A 15,677-nucleotide genomic window follows, 5' to 3' on the forward strand; every position below is an offset into this window, starting at 1 on the left:
TCTCGAAGGCGTGCTTCGCGTACCCCGTCGCCTCGAAGACGAAGTCCATCGGTTCGAACTCGTCGGCGACGGCGGAGACGGGCGTCTGCCGGGAGTCGACGTACGTCGCGCCGAGTTCTTCCATCACGTCGATGGTCGGGTCCGGCCGGTCCCGGCGGCCGAGGCAGTAGAGGCGTTCGTAGTCGAGTTTGTCGCGCAGAAGCGCCAGCGTCAGGAGGCCGAGACTGCCGTTACCGAGGACGATGGCCGACTCGGGCTCCCACGTGAAACTCGACCGCGAGGCGTACGCGAGTTCGACTGCCTTCTCGGCGATGGAGACGGGTTCGACGAGGAAGCCGAGGTCCGCCATCGCCTCGGGAACCTTCACGAGGTAGTCCTCGTGGCTGACGAAGTACTCGGCCATGAAGCCGTGGTCGCCGACGATTCCGCGTTCGTGGTACATCCCCTCCGGCGCCATGTCGGGTTCGCCACGCTCGAAGTACTCGTTGCCGCCGTCCGGCGGGCGCCGGACCGTCGGGACGACCACGTCGCCGGCCTCGAAGCGGGTCCCGTTCGGGTCCTCGACGACCCCGACGGCCTCGTGACCGAGGACGAGGTGGTCCTCTCCCTCGGGGAACCCCCCGTGTCCCCCGGAGATGACCTCGTGGTCGGTTCCGTCGACGCCCACGCGAAGGGTGCGAACGAGGGCCTGACCCGCCGACGGGTCCGGCCGCGGCTTGTCAACGAGGACCGGTCGTCTCTCCCCCTTCTTCACTGCGATAGCTCTCATGTACTGTCGGTAGTACCCACCCCACCAAAAGATTTATTCTATCATGAGTAAAGCGTTGAACACGGTGAGCGCCCCGTCGTGCCAGCCCACGACGTACACGCGCTCAATCACAGTCTGTCCAGCCCGAACGTGTCGGCGCTCACCGCTACCCGTGCCAGTTTTCGCCCCGGAGAGGCAGAGAAAAGCCGCGGAGCCGCGTCTGTAGCCCGATTTCGAGTCGGGAGCCGCGTCTACAGGTCGTCCACGAGTTCGTCGCCCAGGCCCACGTACGTCGCGGGCGAGAGCGCCCGCAGTTCGTCGCGGACCGACTCGCTCACGTCGAGTCCGTCGAACAGGTCGCGGAAGTCTTCGAGCGTCACGTCGCGGCCGCGGGTGAGTTCCTTCACCCGTTCGTAGGCCTCCGTGTCGCCCTCGCGCCGGAGGATTGTCTGCACCGCCTCGCCGACGAGTTCCGGGTGGGCGTCCAGTTCCTCGCGCATCACCTGCTCGTTGGGAACCACCTTGTCGAGGCCCGCCGCCGTCTTCCCGTAGCCGATGAGACAGTGAGCGAACGCCGCGCCGACGTTCCGCTTGACCGTCGAGTCCGACAGGTCGCGCTGGAGTCGGGAGTTCGTCACGTAGTCCGCGAGGAACGTCAGGTCGGCGTTCGCCTTCGAGAGGTTGCCCTCGCTGTTCTCGAAGTCGATGGGGTTGACCTTGTGCGGCATCGTCGACGACCCCGTCTCGCCCGCAGCGGCCTCCTGCCCGAGGTAGCGCTGGGAGACGTACAGCCACACGTCGCGGTCCAAATCGAGGAGGACGTTGTTGACGCCGCGGAGCGCGTCGAACAGGGCCGCGAGGTCGTCGCAGGGGTTCACCTGCGTCGTCAGCGCGGTGTGTTCCAGACCGAGTCCGCCGACGAACGACCGGGAGAACGCGCGCCAGTCCACGTCGGGGTACGCGGCGACGTGCGCGGCGTACGTCCCCGACGCGCCGCGAGTTTCCCCGACAGGCCGGCGGCGGCCTCCTTCACCCGGCCGAGTTGCCGGCCGAGGCGGGCGGCGTAGACGGCCATCTCCTTGCCGACGTCGTCGGCGTCGCGGGCTGACCGTGCGTGCGCGCGAGCATCGGCGTCGCGCGGTACTCGCGCGCCAGCGACGCGAGTTCGTCGCTGACGTCCGCGACGGCAGGGGCGAGAACCTCCTCGACGGCCGGCTTGACCAGCAGGCGGTGTGCGAGGTTGTTCACGTCCTCGCTCGTGAGTCCGAAGTGAATCCACGGGTGGACGCGTTCGGGCGTCTCCGTCCGGACGAAGTACTCGACGGCCTTCACGTCGTGGTTCGTCGCCGAGTACCCCGCCGCGCCCTCGGTTTCGAGGCGCTTGACGAGGCGGGCGTCGTCGCCGTCGAACGACTCGTACAGGTCGCGAACCGTCTCGCGTTCGGCGTCCGAGAGGGTGAGCGGCGTCGCGTCGAGGTCCGCGAGAGCGACGAGATACTCGGCTTCGACCCGGACGCGGGCGCGCATCAACGCGGCCTCGCTGGCGTACGGGACGAGGGGTGCGGTTCGACCGGCGTATCGGCCGTCCAGCGGCGACACGGCGGCGAGCGGGTCCGAGCGGGAGAGGTCGTCCATGCGCGAGGATGCCCGTGGGCGCTCCAAAAGCGTATCGATGGCGTATCCCACTCTCGTGCATACCTCGTCGGTTTTCGCGGGAATAATGCGCCGTTTGTATCCTTGAACGTGCATATCTACCCCGCGAATACCGCAACTGTTTTTCTCCCGGCCCGTGGCTGTTCTCACATGACCAAGATTGCCGGTCTGGCGAGCAATCGCGGGCGGAACCTCCTGCACATCGACGAGCGGACACCCGGCGGCGCCGAACTCGCCGTCGTCCTGTCGAACGAGGAGGGCGCGCCCGTCCTCGACGCGGCGGCCGAACGGGGCATCCCGACGGAAGTCGTCGAACGCGAGGCCGAGGAGTCCCGGGACTCCCACGAACGGCGCATCCTCGACCGCCTGTCGAGTTACGACTTCGACCTGGTCTGTCTGGACGGCTACATGCGCGTCCTGACGGAGACGTTCGTCGACGAGGCGCCCACCACGCTCAACGTCCACCCGTCGCTGCTCCCCTCGTTCCCCGGCACGGACGCGCACGAACAGGTGCTCGCGCCGGCGTCCGGATGACCGGCTGTACCGTCCACGTCGTCACCGAGGCGGTGGACGACGGCCCCATCGTCACGCAGGAGTCGGTCCCCGTCTACGAGAGCGACGACGAGGCGTCGCTGAAAGACCGCGTCCTCCACGAGGCCGAGTTCACGGCCTACCCCCGTGCGGTCCGCTGGTTCGCCGAGGGCCGCGTCGACGTGTCGGACGACTCGGTGACCGTCGAGGGCGACGACGGCGGGGACTTCCCCGAACGCCGCCTCGTCTCCGACGACCGAGTGACCGAACTGCGGTACGGCGAGAACCCGCACCAGGATGCCGCCGTCTACGCCGACGACGCCTGCGAGGAGGCGTCCGTCGTCCGCGCGCCCCAACTGAACGAGGGAGCGAAGGCGCTGTCGTACAACAACTACAACGACGCCGACGGCGCCCTGAACCTCGTCAAGGAGTTCGACGAACCCGCCGCGGCGGTCATCAAGCACACCAACCCCGCGGGCTGTGCCACCGCCGACTCCCTCGCGGAGGCCTACGAGCGAGCGCTCTCGACGGACCCGATGAGCGCGTTCGGCGGCATCGTCGCGCTCAACCGCGAGTGCGACGCCGAGACGGCCGAACAGATAGTCGACTCGTTCAAGGAAGTCGTCGTCGCGCCGGGCTACACCGACGCCGCCCTCGACGTCCTCACCGGGAAGCAGAACCTCCGCGTCCTCGACGTGGGCGAACTCGGCGAGCGAACCGACCGCTTGACCGAGAAACCCCTCGTCGGCGGCCGCCTCGTGCAGGAACGCGACCTGTGGGCGCCGACCGTAGACGACCTCGAAATCGTCACGGAGACCGAACCCACCGACGACCAACTGGAGACGATGCTGTTCGCGTGGAAGGTGCTGAAGCACGTGAAGTCCAACGGCATCCTGTTCGCCTCGGGCACCGAGACGGTGGGCGTCGGCATGGGACAGGTGTCCCGCGTGGACGCCGTCAAACTCGCCGCGATGAAGGCCGAAGAGCACGCGGAGGGGAAGGGACCGGCGGGCGCCGTGATGGCCTCCGACGCGTTCTTCCCGTTCCCGGACGGCATCGAGGAAGCCGCCGAGGCCGGTATCGAAGCCGTGATTCAGCCCGGCGGGTCGGTGAACGACGAGGACGTCGTCGCCGCCGCCGACGAACGCGGCATCGCGATGGCGTTCACCGGACGGCGGTGTTTCCGCCACGATTGAGCGAAGCGAAAGCGTGTCTGAAGCTCGAAAGACGGGCGCGAGCGAGTCTTTCGGCGTTTCCGTCACGATTAGTGACGGACGGTCGCATCTGAGCGAAGCGAGACGCGGCGGTTCGGGCGCGGCCGAGCGGTGGTCGACGCGGACGACACCGCAGAGCGGTGATACGGCGGTTCGGGCACGACTGACGGGGGCGTCCGACGCGGGCGGCGTCCCGCCGTCGGTCACGGAGTGTCGATCTACCTTTATCTCCCGAGCGAGCGTCCTCCCGGCACGTACTGGGAATCACCAGTCCGACCACCCGTGAGCACCGTCACACCCACCCCCGACCCGGGGCTCGTCGCCGAACTCCGCGCCGCCGTCACCGGCGACGTGGTGACGCCGACGGACGCGTCCTACGACGACGTCCGAACGCTCTGGAACGGTCGCGTCGACTGCTACCCGGCGTTCGTCGTCCGCGTCGCCTCGACGGCGGACGCCGCGGCAGCCGTACGCTTCGCCCGCGACCACGACCTGCGACTCGCCGTCCGCGGCGGCGGCCACCACGTCACGGGGAGCGCACTCGTCGACGGCGGTCTGGTGGTCGACCTGTCGTCGCTGACCGCCGTCGAACTCGACGCCGAACGCCGGACGGTCCGCGTCGGCGCCGGATGCCGCGTGAGCGACGTGCTCGCCGTCACGCAGGAACACGGCCTCGCCGTGATCTGCGGAAGCGCCGCGCACAACGGCGTCGCCGGGTCGACGCTCGGCGGGGCCATCGGGTGGCTCCGCCGCGCTCACGGCCTCGGCGTCGATTCGCTCCGGTCGGCCGAGGTGGTCACCGTCGACGGCGAGGTACTGACCGCCAGCACCGACGAGAACGCCGACCTGTTCTGGGGGCTCCGCGGCGCCGGCGCCAACTTCGGCGTCGTCACGAGTTTCGAGTTCGACTGCGTCCCCGTCGGTCCGGAGGTGGCCGTCGCGCAGGTGGCCTACCCCGCCCCCGACGCGGCGTCCGTCGAACGCCTGCTCCGCGACTACCGCGCGTACGCCGCCGACGCGCCCGACGAGGTCACGTCGATGGCCGTCGTCACCTCGGTGCCGCCGCTCCCGTTCGTCCCTCCCGAGTTCCACGGCGCCCCCATCGTGATGTACTACGCCGTCTACGCGGGCGACCCCGAGGCGGGCGAGGCGGCGCTCAGCCCCCTCCGCGAGATGGGCGACCCCGCGATGGACGTCAGCGACCGGATGCCATTCCTCGCGCTCCACGAGGTGGCGAACGAACTGTTCCCGACCGGAGACCGCTACTCGTGGCACTCGCTGTACGCGACGGCGGCGTCCGACGACCTGCTGGCGCGACTGGCGGCCCACGGCACCGCCCGGCCCGGGCCGGAGTCGTCGCTCACGCTCTGGCACCTCGGCGGCGCCGTGCGCGACGTGGCGGCCAACGCCACGGCGTACGCGCACCGCGACGCGGCGTTCCTCGTCTCCGTCGAGGCCGGGTGGCGCGACCCGGCCGACGACGAGGCACACCTCGCGTGGGCCGAGAGCGCCTGGTCGGACCTGCTCGACGCCGACGCGACGCTGTCGGCGTTCTACCCCGGCTTCCCCGGGTTCGTCGAGGGCGAGGCGCGCGGGCGGATGGCCTACGGCGACAACTACGACCGCCTCGCCGAACTGAAGGCCGTCTACGACCCGGAGAACCTGCTCGACAGCAACCTCAACGTCCTCCCGGCGCGCTGAGTCTCTTCCCGAACCGGCCCACCGGCCCCGTTCTCGCCCTCAGTCCCGCCCGATGCTCACGACGAGGACGGGGCGACTCGTGTTCTGCACCACCCGTTCGGTGACGCTGCCGAGACTGGCGAGTTTGTCGCGGCCGGTGCGGCCGTGCGTCCCCATCACGACCACGTCCACGTCGTGTTCCTCGGCGTAGTCGAGGATGCAGCGGTAGGGGACGCCGTCGCGGACGGCCGTCGTGCAGTCGACGTCGGCGTCGCGGACCGTCTCGGCGACGCCGTCCACGGCCGTCACGGCGTCCTCGTGCAGCGACTCCTGCAACTCGTCCTTCTGGTCTTCGCCCGCCGCGAGGTAGAGGCGGCGGTCCACCACCGAGAGGACGTGGATCGTCGCCCCCGAGAGCGACGCGACCTCCATCGCGTGTTCGAGCGCCTTCTCCGTCCCCTCGCTACCGTCGGTCGGAACCAGAATCGAATCGTACATCGTCCCCCGATTCGACGCCCGGGGTAATCAACTTCAGTCCCGGCGTACCCCCCGTCGTCGCTCCACGGTCCGACACTCCTAAGCGCAGTCCTCCTGACCATCTGGTATGCAGTATCACGAGGCCGTGCGGTTCCTCCTCGACCTCCGCCGGTTCCAGGTCAAGCCGGGCACCGAGTCCGTTCGGTCGCTCCTCGCCGAGTTCGACGACCCCCACGAGGACGTGACGTTCGTGCAGGTGGCGGGGTCGAACGGGAAGGGCAGTACGGCGCGGATGACCGAGGCGGTCCTCCGGGAAGCGGGGCTGACGGTCGGACTCTACACGTCGCCGCACTTCGAGACGGTCCGCGAACGCGCCCGCGTGGACGGGCGAAAGATACCCGAGTCGGCCGTCCGCGAGTTCGTCGAACGGGCGAAGCCGTGGCTGGTCGAACGCGCCGCCGAGGGTGACCCGCTCACGTTCTTCGAGGTGGTGACGGCGATGGCCATCTGGTACTTCTCCGAGGCCGAGACCGACGTGGCCGTCCTCGAAGTCGGTATGGGGGGGAAACTGGACGCGACGAGCGTCGTCGACCCCGTCGCCGCCGCGGTGACGAACGTCTCGCTCGAACACACGGCCGTCCTCGGCGACACCGTCGCGGAGATAGCCGAGAAGAAGGCCGCCGTCGCGCCCGCGAACCAACCGCTCGTGACGGGCGCGACGGGCGACGCCCTCGCGACCATCCGCGACCACGCCGGGAGCGTCGTCACCGTCGGAACCGACGACGCCGACGTGACCGTCCGCGCGGGCGAACGCGTCACCCACCAGGAGTCGGCCGTCTCGGTCGTCGCCGACGACTGGCGCGTCGAGGGGCGAATCCCGCTTGTGGGCGACTATCAGGCCGTGAACGCCGGTATCGCGTGCGTCCTCGCGCGACAGGTCGCCGACGAACTCGGGGTGGCGCTGGACGCGACGACGCTCGAACGCGGCCTGCGGACCGCCCACTGGCCCGGCCGGTTCGAGGTGATGGAGACGGACCCGTTCGTCGTCCTCGACGGCGCGCACAACCCCAGCGCCTGCGAGTCTCTCGCGACGGTCCTCGACGACTTCGACTTCGGCGCGTTGCACCTCGTCTTCGGCGCGATGCACGACAAGGACCACCGCGCGATGGTCGACGCCCTGCCGGACCCCGACTCGGTGGTCGCCTGCCGCCCGGACAACCCGCGCTCGGAGGACCCCGAGACGCTGGCGCGCGTGTTCGAGAACGCCGGCGCGAACGACGTGACCGTCGGCGACGACGTGGCCTCGGCCGTCGCGACGGCGAGCGAACGCGCCGACGAGGGCGACTGCGTCCTCGCACTCGGCTCGCTGTTCCTCGTCGCCGAGGCGCGTCAGACGTGGACGCGGACGGTGACGCCGGTGGACGTGCGCGACCGAACCGACGCGACCGACCTGCTCGAACGGGCGCACGTCGCCGACAGGGACGCCGCCGAGCGCGCGAGGAGAGCGTCCACCGCGTCGTCCGCCTGTCGCTGCAGCGACGCGACGCCCGGACCGTCACGGAGGCGATGCTGACCGCCGGCGGCGACTGCGCCACCGCCGGCGACGCGGGCAACGGCGAACTCGCGGACGTGGTGCTGTCGGGGACGCTCGCGGCGTTCGACCGCCTGACGACGCGACTCGCCGCCGAATCCGACGGCCTCGCGGCCGTCGCCGCGGACGTGCGAGCGTGCGTCGGCCTCGACTGCGACGCCGGCGGCGACGCTGACGTTGGCACCGCTGACGACACCGACGCCGACGCGACGGCGGACCGGTCGAACGACTACCCGTGGGACGACCGGACGGCGGTGATGGGCATCCTCAACGTCACGCCGGACAGCTTCCACGACGGCGGCGAGTTCTTCGACGCCGACGCCGCCCTCGAACAGGCCGAGGCGATGATAGACGCCGGCGCCGACATCGTCGACGTCGGCGGTGAATCCACCCGCCCGGGAGCCGAGGAAGTGCCCGTCGAGGAGGAGATTCGCCGCACCGTCCCCGTCATCGAGGCGCTCGCCGACGTGGACGCGTTACTGTCGGTGGACACGCGCAAGGCGGCCGTCGCCGAGGCGGCACTCGACGCGGGCGCGGACATCCTGAACGACGTGACCGGGCTCGAAGACCCCGAGATGCGCTTTCTCGCCGCCGAACGCGACGTGCCGGTCATCGTGATGCACAGCATCGACGCGCCCGTCGTCCCCGGCAAGGACGTGACGTACGACGACGTGGTGGACGACGTGATAGACGAACTCCGCGAGCGAATCCTGCTCGCGGAACAGGCTGGCGTCCCCCGGGAGAACGTCATCGTGGATCCCGGAATCGGGTTCGGCAAGTCCAAGCCCGAGGAGTTCGAGCTTCTGGACCGACTCGGCGAGTTCGACGCCCTCGGCTGTCCCGTCCTGTTCGGCCACTCGCACAAGTCGATGTTCGAACACGTCGGCAGCGAGGCGGGCGACAACCTCCCGGCGACGCTCGCGGCGACGGCCCTCGCGGCCGACCGGGGTGCGGACGTCGTCCGCGTCCACGACGTGCCGGAGAACGTCGCCGCCGTGAACGTGGCGCTGGCGACGCGGGACGCGGCGCGGTTCGAGGAGTAGCCCGCCCGTCGCCCGAGCGCCCAACCGTTTTCTCGCCGCCGCGCCTACTCCGACCCGTGTGTACGCTGACCATCGCGTGGCAGGTGTTCGAGGAAGCGCCCGTCGTCGTCGCGGCCAACCGCGACGAACTGACCGACCGGCCGTCTGAACCGCCGAGCGTCGTCGAGGGCGACCCGGCGTTCGTCGCCCCGCGCGACGCGGAGGCGGGGGGGGACGTGGGTCGGATACAACGAGCGCGGCGTCTTCGTCGGCGTCACCAACCGCTGGGTCGAGGTGGCGGGCGGCGGCGAACGCTCTCGCGGTCGACTCGTCCGCGACGCCTGCGGGCGGAGAGCGCCGCGGCCGCGCGCGAGACGGTGGAAGCCGCCGTCGCGGCGGACACGTACGACGGGTTCAACCTCGTCGTCGCCGACGCCGCCGACGCCTTCCTGTTCGAGTGGGACGGGACGCTGTCGACGACGCGACTGACGCCGGGCGTCCACGTCGTGGTGAACGTGGGGGCCGACGGCGACTACTTCGAACCCGCGCGCCGGCCCGAGGCGGGGCGGGAGCAGGCGGACAACGCCCGACGCGTGCGCGAGGCGCTCGAACCCCGCGAACGGTCCGACCGGGAGTCCGCCGACGCGTGGCGCGAGCGTGCGGCGTCGGTGCTCCGCGACCACGACTACGGCGTCTGCGTCCACGACCCAGAGGGCCGGTACGGCACCCGGTCGTCGTCGCTCGTCACCTTGCGGGCCGACGGCGACGCCGACTACGCCTTCGCCCCGGGGCCGCCCTGCGAGACGGCGTACGAACCCGTCGAAAGTCAGGTTTAAACGGCACGCGGACGACTCACGGGATATGAGCGCAGGCGAGGCCGAAGCCGACCTCTCGGACGACGAACGTGCAGGACTCGAACTCATCCGAGAGACCGGCGGCATCCACCAGAGCGACTTCTGGAAGGAACTCGACATCACCTCCCGGAAGGGAAGCCGTATCGCAGAGCGTCTGTTCTCGCTCGACCTCATCAACCGCGAAGAGACGGTGTACAACGGACACAACACCTACTACCTCGAACCGACCGCGCGCGACCTCGACTTCTCGATGCTGATGGCCGGCGACATGCTGTCGCCGTTCATCGGCGAGGAGGAGATAAACGCCAACAGCAACGCCTTCTCGCAGTGCTGATGAACCTCGCGTACGAGGAGTACTGAACCGCCGCCGTCGCGGCCTCCACCGTCGTCCGCGGCCCCTACCGCCGTCGTTTCGACCCGCGAGACGCATCGCTCGTGAGCGTCGGTGACGGCGTCGGGACCGTCCGGAGTCGAGGGCGACGCGACTCCGTGAAAACTGCGCGTCGAAGCGTCGAGGAGAGTCCGCGGGTAGCGAGTGCGGGACTACTCGGCCGGTTCGTCCGTCTCGTCCTCGTCCGTCGGTTCGAGGTCGTTCTCGACGATGTACTCGTCTATCTCGTCGTTGGTGAGTTCGACGAACGCCTCCGTCTCGGTGGTGACGGTGGCCACGTCGACGCCGCCCGATTCGAGTTGGCCCTCGTTCGTGGAGGCGATGGCGCGGAGTGCGAGCCCGATGCCCTCGTCGAGAGTCAGGTCGTCGCGGTAGTTCTCTTCGAGGTACTCCTGGAGGTCACCTCGTTCGGCACCGATGGAGACGGCCTTCCACTCGTACGGCGTCCCCGAGGGGTCCGTCTCGTACAGGCGCGGCGTGCCGTTCTCGATGCCGCCGATGAGGAGGGCGACGCCGAACGGACGTGCGCCGCCGACCTGCGTGTACTGCTGGATGTGGTCGGTGACTTCCTTCGTCAGCGTCTCGATGCCGATGGGTTCGCCGTAGCGCAGTCGGTTGACCTGCGCCTGCCGGCGGGCGAAGTCGATCAGTTGGCGCGCGTCGGCGACGTGGCCGGCCGAGGCGATGCCGACGTGGTCGTCCGCCTTGTGAATCTTCTCGACGCTCGTCGGTTCCATGAGTGGCGACCGGGAGCGCTTGTCGGCGGCGAGGACGACGCCCTCGGGCGCCGGACCCCGATGCTCGCCGTCCCTCGTTTGACTGCTTCACGCGCGTACTCTACCTGGTAGAGACGACCATCGGGCGAGAAGATGGTAATCCCGCGGTCGTATGCCTGCTGTTGGGCTTGTCCCTGCATAAGTTATCACTCGAAATCGAGTTGCGCCGCGCCGACGAACCCGTCGGCCCCGCGAACGTCGACCCGTGAATCACGGATGACGGCGGGCCGCGACTCGTCCTCGAACACGACGTCTCTCTCTTCGGAAGTTCCGGCCCGGCGTCCTAAATACCTTTCTTCACAGGCACGCACCGTACCGGAGACGCCGGCGACGCGGACGCCGACGGGCGACCCGTTGACCGTCGAGAGGCAGGTGAGCGCCGCCCGGGCCCGGTCCTCCGCGCCGCGGTAGGCGCGCACCACCGTCTCGCCCTCCCCGTCGGCGAAGGAGAACGACAGCACCGTCAGGTCGGCCGCGGCGCTTCCGCTGTCGCCGAACAGGTTCTGCGCGGCGTACCACAGTTCGCGCTGGAAGTCCCCCCGGTCGAACGACGCGTCGGGCCACGACTCCAGTTCGACGGCGAGGTAGCGCCACCGGGGCTGGAGGTGTTTCGGCAGGTGTTTCATCTACTCGTCGACCGGGAGTCGGTCGCTCGCGTCACCAGATTTCATCTGGTGGGCTGTCGAGCTTCGCTCGACAACGTCGCCGAACCGTTCTGCCACCAGCACGCCCACCTGGTCGTGGACGCGTTCGACGGCGGTGAGGACGAACCCCTCGTCGGTGAGGGCGTCAGCGAGCGTCCCCACCGTCGCCGGGTCGTCGACATCGGGGCTGTAGAACGGCTCCTCGGGGTCGGGCTCCCCGAAGAACATCAGGTCGCCGAGGACGAATCGGCGGGGGTCCAGGTCGGCGACGACCGAGATGGCCTCGCGTTTCTCCTCGTCGGAGAGGTGGTGCATGGCGAAGTTCGAGACTACGACGTCGACGCGAGCGCCGTGAGCGTCGGCTCGGGGCGTCTGCGACGACCCGGTGTCCACCTCGCCGTCGTAGTTCGGGTCGCGGAAGCGACCCTCGCCGAACTCGACGTCGTCGATACCTTCGCGCTCGGCCTTCTCGCGGGCCCGTTCGAGCATCCCCTCGCTGACGTCGCGGCCGACGACGCGCTTCGCCGTCGGCGCGAGGGCGAGGGCTATCGCGCCCGTCCCCGTCCCCAGGTCGAGGACGACGTCCTCGTCGGTCGGTTCGGCGTGGTCGATGACGAGGTTCGCGCAGGCGCGGTACGCTTCCGAGTCCTGTGACTCGTCGTAGTCGGCGGCCGCGTCGGAGAAGCGGGCGGCGTGTTCCTCAATCGTCTTCTTCATATCTGCCACGTTCGACACCCGGGGCTATGAACGACTCGGACAAGCGCTCCCGGTTGCGGGCGGCGACGTCACCCCACGCGGCGAGTCCCTCGCGGACCCACTCGGCCCCGAGGCCGATTTCGTCGCCGACGGCCGCGAGTTCGCGCGGGGCGCGGAGCGCAAGGTGCGAGGCGGCGTTGGCGCTGACGACGTACGGCGCGTCGTAGTGGTCGAGGATGCGCTTGAGTTTGCGCAGCGAGTCGAGGTGCTGGACGCGGTGGCCGCCGGTCGAACGGAGGACCGGCCCGAGGTCGAACTCGACGGCGACGCCGTTCCGCTCGGCGGCCTTCGCGAGGACGTGGTTCACGTCGCCGTCGCCGGCGAACGGCCGAGTCAACACGTCCACGCGGTCCTGTTCGACCGCGAAGCGGTTCAGGCGGTCCGTCCCGCCGCGGACCAGCACCAGCGTCCGGTCCGGGCGGTAGTTGCCGACCGCGCCGCTTGCCTGCTCCGGCCCCTCGGCGACGATTTCGACGGCGTCGACCACGTCGCACGGCGCCTCCTCGCGAAGCGTCTCGTAGTCGGGGCTCGCGTCGTCGCCGCGGACGACCACGCCGTCGTACCCGTAGCGGCCGGCCGTCGTCGCGAATCGGGCCGCCGTGCTGTCGCCGTCGGGGTGCGCGTGGACCGCCTCGTACATACTCGACTCGACTCCGCGGACGTGTATGGCAGTTACGCTTCCGCGGGACGGCGACGCGGCCGTCGAACGGACGGGGCGCTCAGTTCGCTCCGACGAGTTCGCCGACGGCGTCGGTGAGGGCGTCCGCGGCGCGGCGCACGTCGGCGACGCGGACGTACTCGCGGTCGGCGTGCGCCACCGCGCCCGTCTCGTCCGCGAGGACGCCGGGGCCGAAGACGACGACGGGGGCGGGCGCGAAGTACGACGCCTCCGTCGCCGCGGTGAACGGCCGGACGACCCCGGACCCGCCCGCGCGGTCGGACGCCGCGGCCAGAGTGCGGACGAGTTCGTGGTCCTCGTCGGTGGCGAACGCTTCGAGGAACGGCGTCGGTCGCTCGGTGAGGTCGAACGCGACGCCCACGTCGTCCGGGACGGCGTCGCGGACGGCAGTCTCCAGCGAGTCTCGGACGCCGCGGCCGTCTCGGGCGGGACGCTCCGCCGGTCGAGGACGAGTTCGCACGTCGCGGGCACCTGGTTCGTCGCGGCGCCGCCCTCGACGGTCGTCGGCGTGAGCGTCGCCGCGCCCAACTGCGGGTGGGCGGCGCGCCCGTCGTCGAACGCGCGAATCGCCGCGAGGGCCCGTTCGAGGGCGAACACCGCGTTGACGCCCGACTGCGGTTCGGCGGCGTGCGAGGCGACGCCCGACAGCGTGAGCGTGCCCTGAAACCGGCCCTTGGCGGCGGTGCAGACGTCGAGACCGGTCGGTTCGCCGACGACGTACATGTCGGCGTCGAGGTCGAGTGCCGCCGCGCCGGTCGAGAGCACCTCCTCGTCGGGCGTGACCGCGAGCGTCACCCGCGCGTCGTCGGCCGGTTCGACGGCGAAGAACGCCGCGAGGATGGCGGCGAGGGGACCTTTCGCGTCGCAGGACCCGCGGCCGCGAATCACGTCGTCTCCGCCGTCGGTCGTTCGCTCGAACGGGACGTGCGGCGAGACGGTGTCGATGTGCGTGTTGAAGACGAGATGCGTCTCGGGGTCGGCGGCACCCCTCGCGGCGACGACGTTGCCCGCGTCGTCCACCGCGGGGTCCGCGCCGTGCGACGCCAGCGTCTCCACGAGGAGCGTCCGCATCTCCGAGACGCCGTCGTTCGAGGCGACGGGGACGGCCCGTTCGAGGAAGGCGACCGGGTCGAACCCCATCAGGGAGAGCGGACGTCCACGTCGAGTTCGGTCTCGAACTCGCGTTCGGTCGGCCCGGAGAGAGTGGCCGGACCGTCGTCGGGGACCGTGATTTCGAGGTCGCCGCCGGGCGGCGAGACGGTCACGGCGGCGTCGCCGTCGAGGAGTCCGACGCGCTTGCCGGCGGCGACGACGGCGACGGCGCCGGTGCCGCAGGACTGCGTCTCGCCCTCGACGCCGCGTTCGAACGTGCGCTGACTGAACGACCCGTCGTCGTTCGGAGAGGCGACGGTGACGTTGGCGCCCTCGGGGAACACGTCGGCGTGGCGGACGGCGGGCGCGACGGCGTCGAGGTCGACGTCGTCCACGTCGTCGACGAACGCGACGGCGTGCGGGACGCCCGTGTTCACGGCGGTGACGGTCAGTCCTTCGACGTCCTCCTCGACGAGTTCGGACTCCCGGGCGAGGGGGACGTCGCGCGGGCGGAACGAGGGGTCGCCCATCTCGATGGTGACCCGGTCGCCCTCGACGACGGCGTGGCGCGTGCCGGCGGGCGTGTCTATCATCAGTTCCGACGACCCGGTCCGCCCGGCGGCCCACGAGGCGGCGCACCGCGCGCCGTTGCCGCACATCGCGGCGACGGAGCCGTCGGGTTGGACGAGGGTCATCACGACGCGGGGCGGCGAGTAGCGACGTTCGAGTGCGAGAAAGAGGACGCCGTCCGCGCCGCGCCGTTCTGCCTCCGCGCCGCCGATACCCGAGTCTCGGTTGCAGTGCGTCGACGCGAACGCGGGTCGGTCGGGGACCGACTCCTCCGCGTCCACGACGATGAAGTCGTTTCCGGTTCCGTGATACTTTGCGACAGGGATTCGTTCGTGAAGTACGCTCATTCTTCTAACTCCGTGAGGTCAGCCAGGGTCTCTCGTCGCCGCACGAGGCGGGCGTCTCCGCCCGAGAGTGCGACTTCGGCCGGTCGAGGCCGCGAGTTGTAGGTGCTTGCCATCTCGTATCCGTAGGCACCCGCGTTCCCGACGGCGAGGAGATGTCCTCGACGGGGAGCGGCGAGTAACCTGTTCTCACACATCACATCCGAGGACTCACAGATAGGGCCCGCGACGGTGGCAGATATCGCCTGAACGTCCTCGGTCGCCGACAGGTTCCGAATCTCGTGGTAGGCGTCGTACATCGCGGGGCGGAGCAGGGTGGTCATCCCCGCGTCCACGCCGACGACGGTGGCGTCGGGCGCCTCCTTGACGGTGTTGACCCGCGTGAGGAGGACGCCCGCGTCGGCGACGACGTACCGGCCGGGTTCGACCGCGAGGGTGCCCGACACGTTGCCGAGGGCCTCCCGCGTCGCGTCGGCGACGCTCTCGAGGTCGAGGGGCGGTTCGTCCTCGCGGTAGGGCACGCCGAACCCGCCGCCCACGTCCACGAACTCGAGGGGGCCGACGCGGGACGGCCACCTCGCGGGGCGAGTTCGCCCGATCCGTCGGACCGTCGCGGTGGTTCGACAGGTCGTGCCGGAGATACCGCTCCCGGCGT

9 protein-coding genes and 6 pseudogenes are annotated in these 15,677 nt (G+C 70.2%); 5 read left to right on the forward strand and 10 right to left on the reverse strand.

The window, feature by feature from the left end; genetic code table 11:
* Together GJ632_RS10375 and purB are read right to left on the reverse strand one after the other, a co-directional pair.
* On the reverse strand, positions 1 to 769 hold a 769-nt coding region (locus GJ632_RS10375; protein WP_191452872.1), incomplete at its 3' end, for an alcohol dehydrogenase catalytic domain-containing protein.
* 230 nt (positions 770 to 999) lie between these two features.
* Positions 1,000 to 2,383 (reverse strand): annotated as a pseudogene (gene purB, locus GJ632_RS24730) (adenylosuccinate lyase).
* A gap of 168 nt (positions 2,384 to 2,551) precedes the next feature.
* On the opposite strand from purB, the pseudogene purH reads away from it, so the two are divergent.
* Positions 2,552 to 4,128 (forward strand): annotated as a pseudogene (purH, locus tag GJ632_RS10385) (bifunctional phosphoribosylaminoimidazolecarboxamide formyltransferase/IMP cyclohydrolase).
* A 300-nt stretch (positions 4,129 to 4,428) separates the two neighbouring features.
* Complete coding sequence (locus GJ632_RS25355) at positions 4,429 to 5,847, forward strand: FAD-binding oxidoreductase (RefSeq protein ID WP_197427961.1); 1,419 nt, start codon at positions 4,429 to 4,431, stop codon at positions 5,845 to 5,847.
* A 39-nt stretch (positions 5,848 to 5,886) separates the two neighbouring features.
* On the opposite strand, the gene GJ632_RS10395 is transcribed toward GJ632_RS25355, so the two are convergent.
* The gene (locus GJ632_RS10395) at positions 5,887 to 6,324 is read right to left on the reverse strand and encodes a universal stress protein (protein ID WP_089805651.1); all 438 of its coding nucleotides are present in this window, start codon (positions 6,322 to 6,324) and stop codon (positions 5,887 to 5,889) included.
* A gap of 106 nt (positions 6,325 to 6,430) precedes the next feature.
* Here GJ632_RS10395 and folP point away from each other — a divergent pair.
* The 3 genes and pseudogenes from folP to GJ632_RS10410 all read left to right on the forward strand — a co-directional run bounded on the left by folP (position 6,431) and on the right by GJ632_RS10410 (position 10,130).
* Positions 6,431 to 8,937 (forward strand): annotated as a pseudogene (gene folP / locus GJ632_RS10400) (dihydropteroate synthase).
* Between the two features lie 56 nt (positions 8,938 to 8,993).
* Entirely contained in the window at positions 8,994 to 9,752 is a 759-nt protein-coding gene (locus tag GJ632_RS10405; protein WP_191452873.1) for an NRDE family protein, read from the forward strand.
* Between the two features lie 25 nt (positions 9,753 to 9,777).
* Positions 9,778 to 10,130: pseudogene (locus GJ632_RS10410) on the forward strand (helix-turn-helix transcriptional regulator).
* 183 nt (positions 10,131 to 10,313) lie between these two features.
* Here GJ632_RS10410 and psmA read toward each other — a convergent pair.
* From psmA to GJ632_RS10445, 7 genes and pseudogenes are all read right to left on the reverse strand, one after another.
* Positions 10,314 to 11,077, reverse strand: a pseudogene (gene psmA, locus GJ632_RS10415) (archaeal proteasome endopeptidase complex subunit alpha).
* A gap of 6 nt (positions 11,078 to 11,083) precedes the next feature.
* Positions 11,084 to 11,563 (reverse strand): Rpp14/Pop5 family protein, encoded by a 480-nt coding sequence (locus GJ632_RS10420; RefSeq protein ID WP_089805641.1) that lies wholly within the window; start codon positions 11,561 to 11,563, stop codon positions 11,084 to 11,086.
* Positions 11,564 to 12,298: a class I SAM-dependent methyltransferase gene (locus tag GJ632_RS10425; RefSeq protein WP_191452874.1), complete on the reverse strand. Its 735-nt coding sequence runs from the start codon at positions 12,296 to 12,298 to the stop codon at positions 11,564 to 11,566. It abuts the gene before it with no gap.
* Positions 12,282 to 12,977 carry an RNase P subunit p30 family protein gene (locus tag GJ632_RS10430; protein WP_191452875.1) on the reverse strand — a complete coding sequence of 232 codons (696 nt, stop codon included), beginning with the start codon at positions 12,975 to 12,977 and terminating at the stop codon, positions 12,282 to 12,284. The genes GJ632_RS10425 and GJ632_RS10430 overlap by 17 nt, the downstream gene beginning before the upstream one ends.
* Before the next feature lie 79 nt (positions 12,978 to 13,056).
* Positions 13,057 to 14,156, reverse strand: a pseudogene (locus tag GJ632_RS10435) (M20 family metallopeptidase).
* The gene (gene dapF / locus GJ632_RS10440) at positions 14,156 to 15,025 is read right to left on the reverse strand and encodes a diaminopimelate epimerase (protein WP_191452876.1); all 870 of its coding nucleotides are present in this window, start codon (positions 15,023 to 15,025) and stop codon (positions 14,156 to 14,158) included. The pseudogene GJ632_RS10435 and the gene dapF overlap by 1 nt, the downstream one beginning before the upstream one ends.
* Positions 15,022 to 15,677, reverse strand: a 656-nt coding sequence (locus tag GJ632_RS10445) for a diaminopimelate decarboxylase family protein (protein ID WP_394351795.1), incomplete at its 5' end; no start/stop codon positions are given. The genes dapF and GJ632_RS10445, both read right to left, overlap by 4 nt.

The organism is Halogeometricum sp. CBA1124 (genome assembly GCF_009741955.1).
Taxonomy (GTDB): domain Archaea; phylum Halobacteriota; class Halobacteria; order Halobacteriales; family Haloferacaceae; genus Halogeometricum; species Halogeometricum rufum.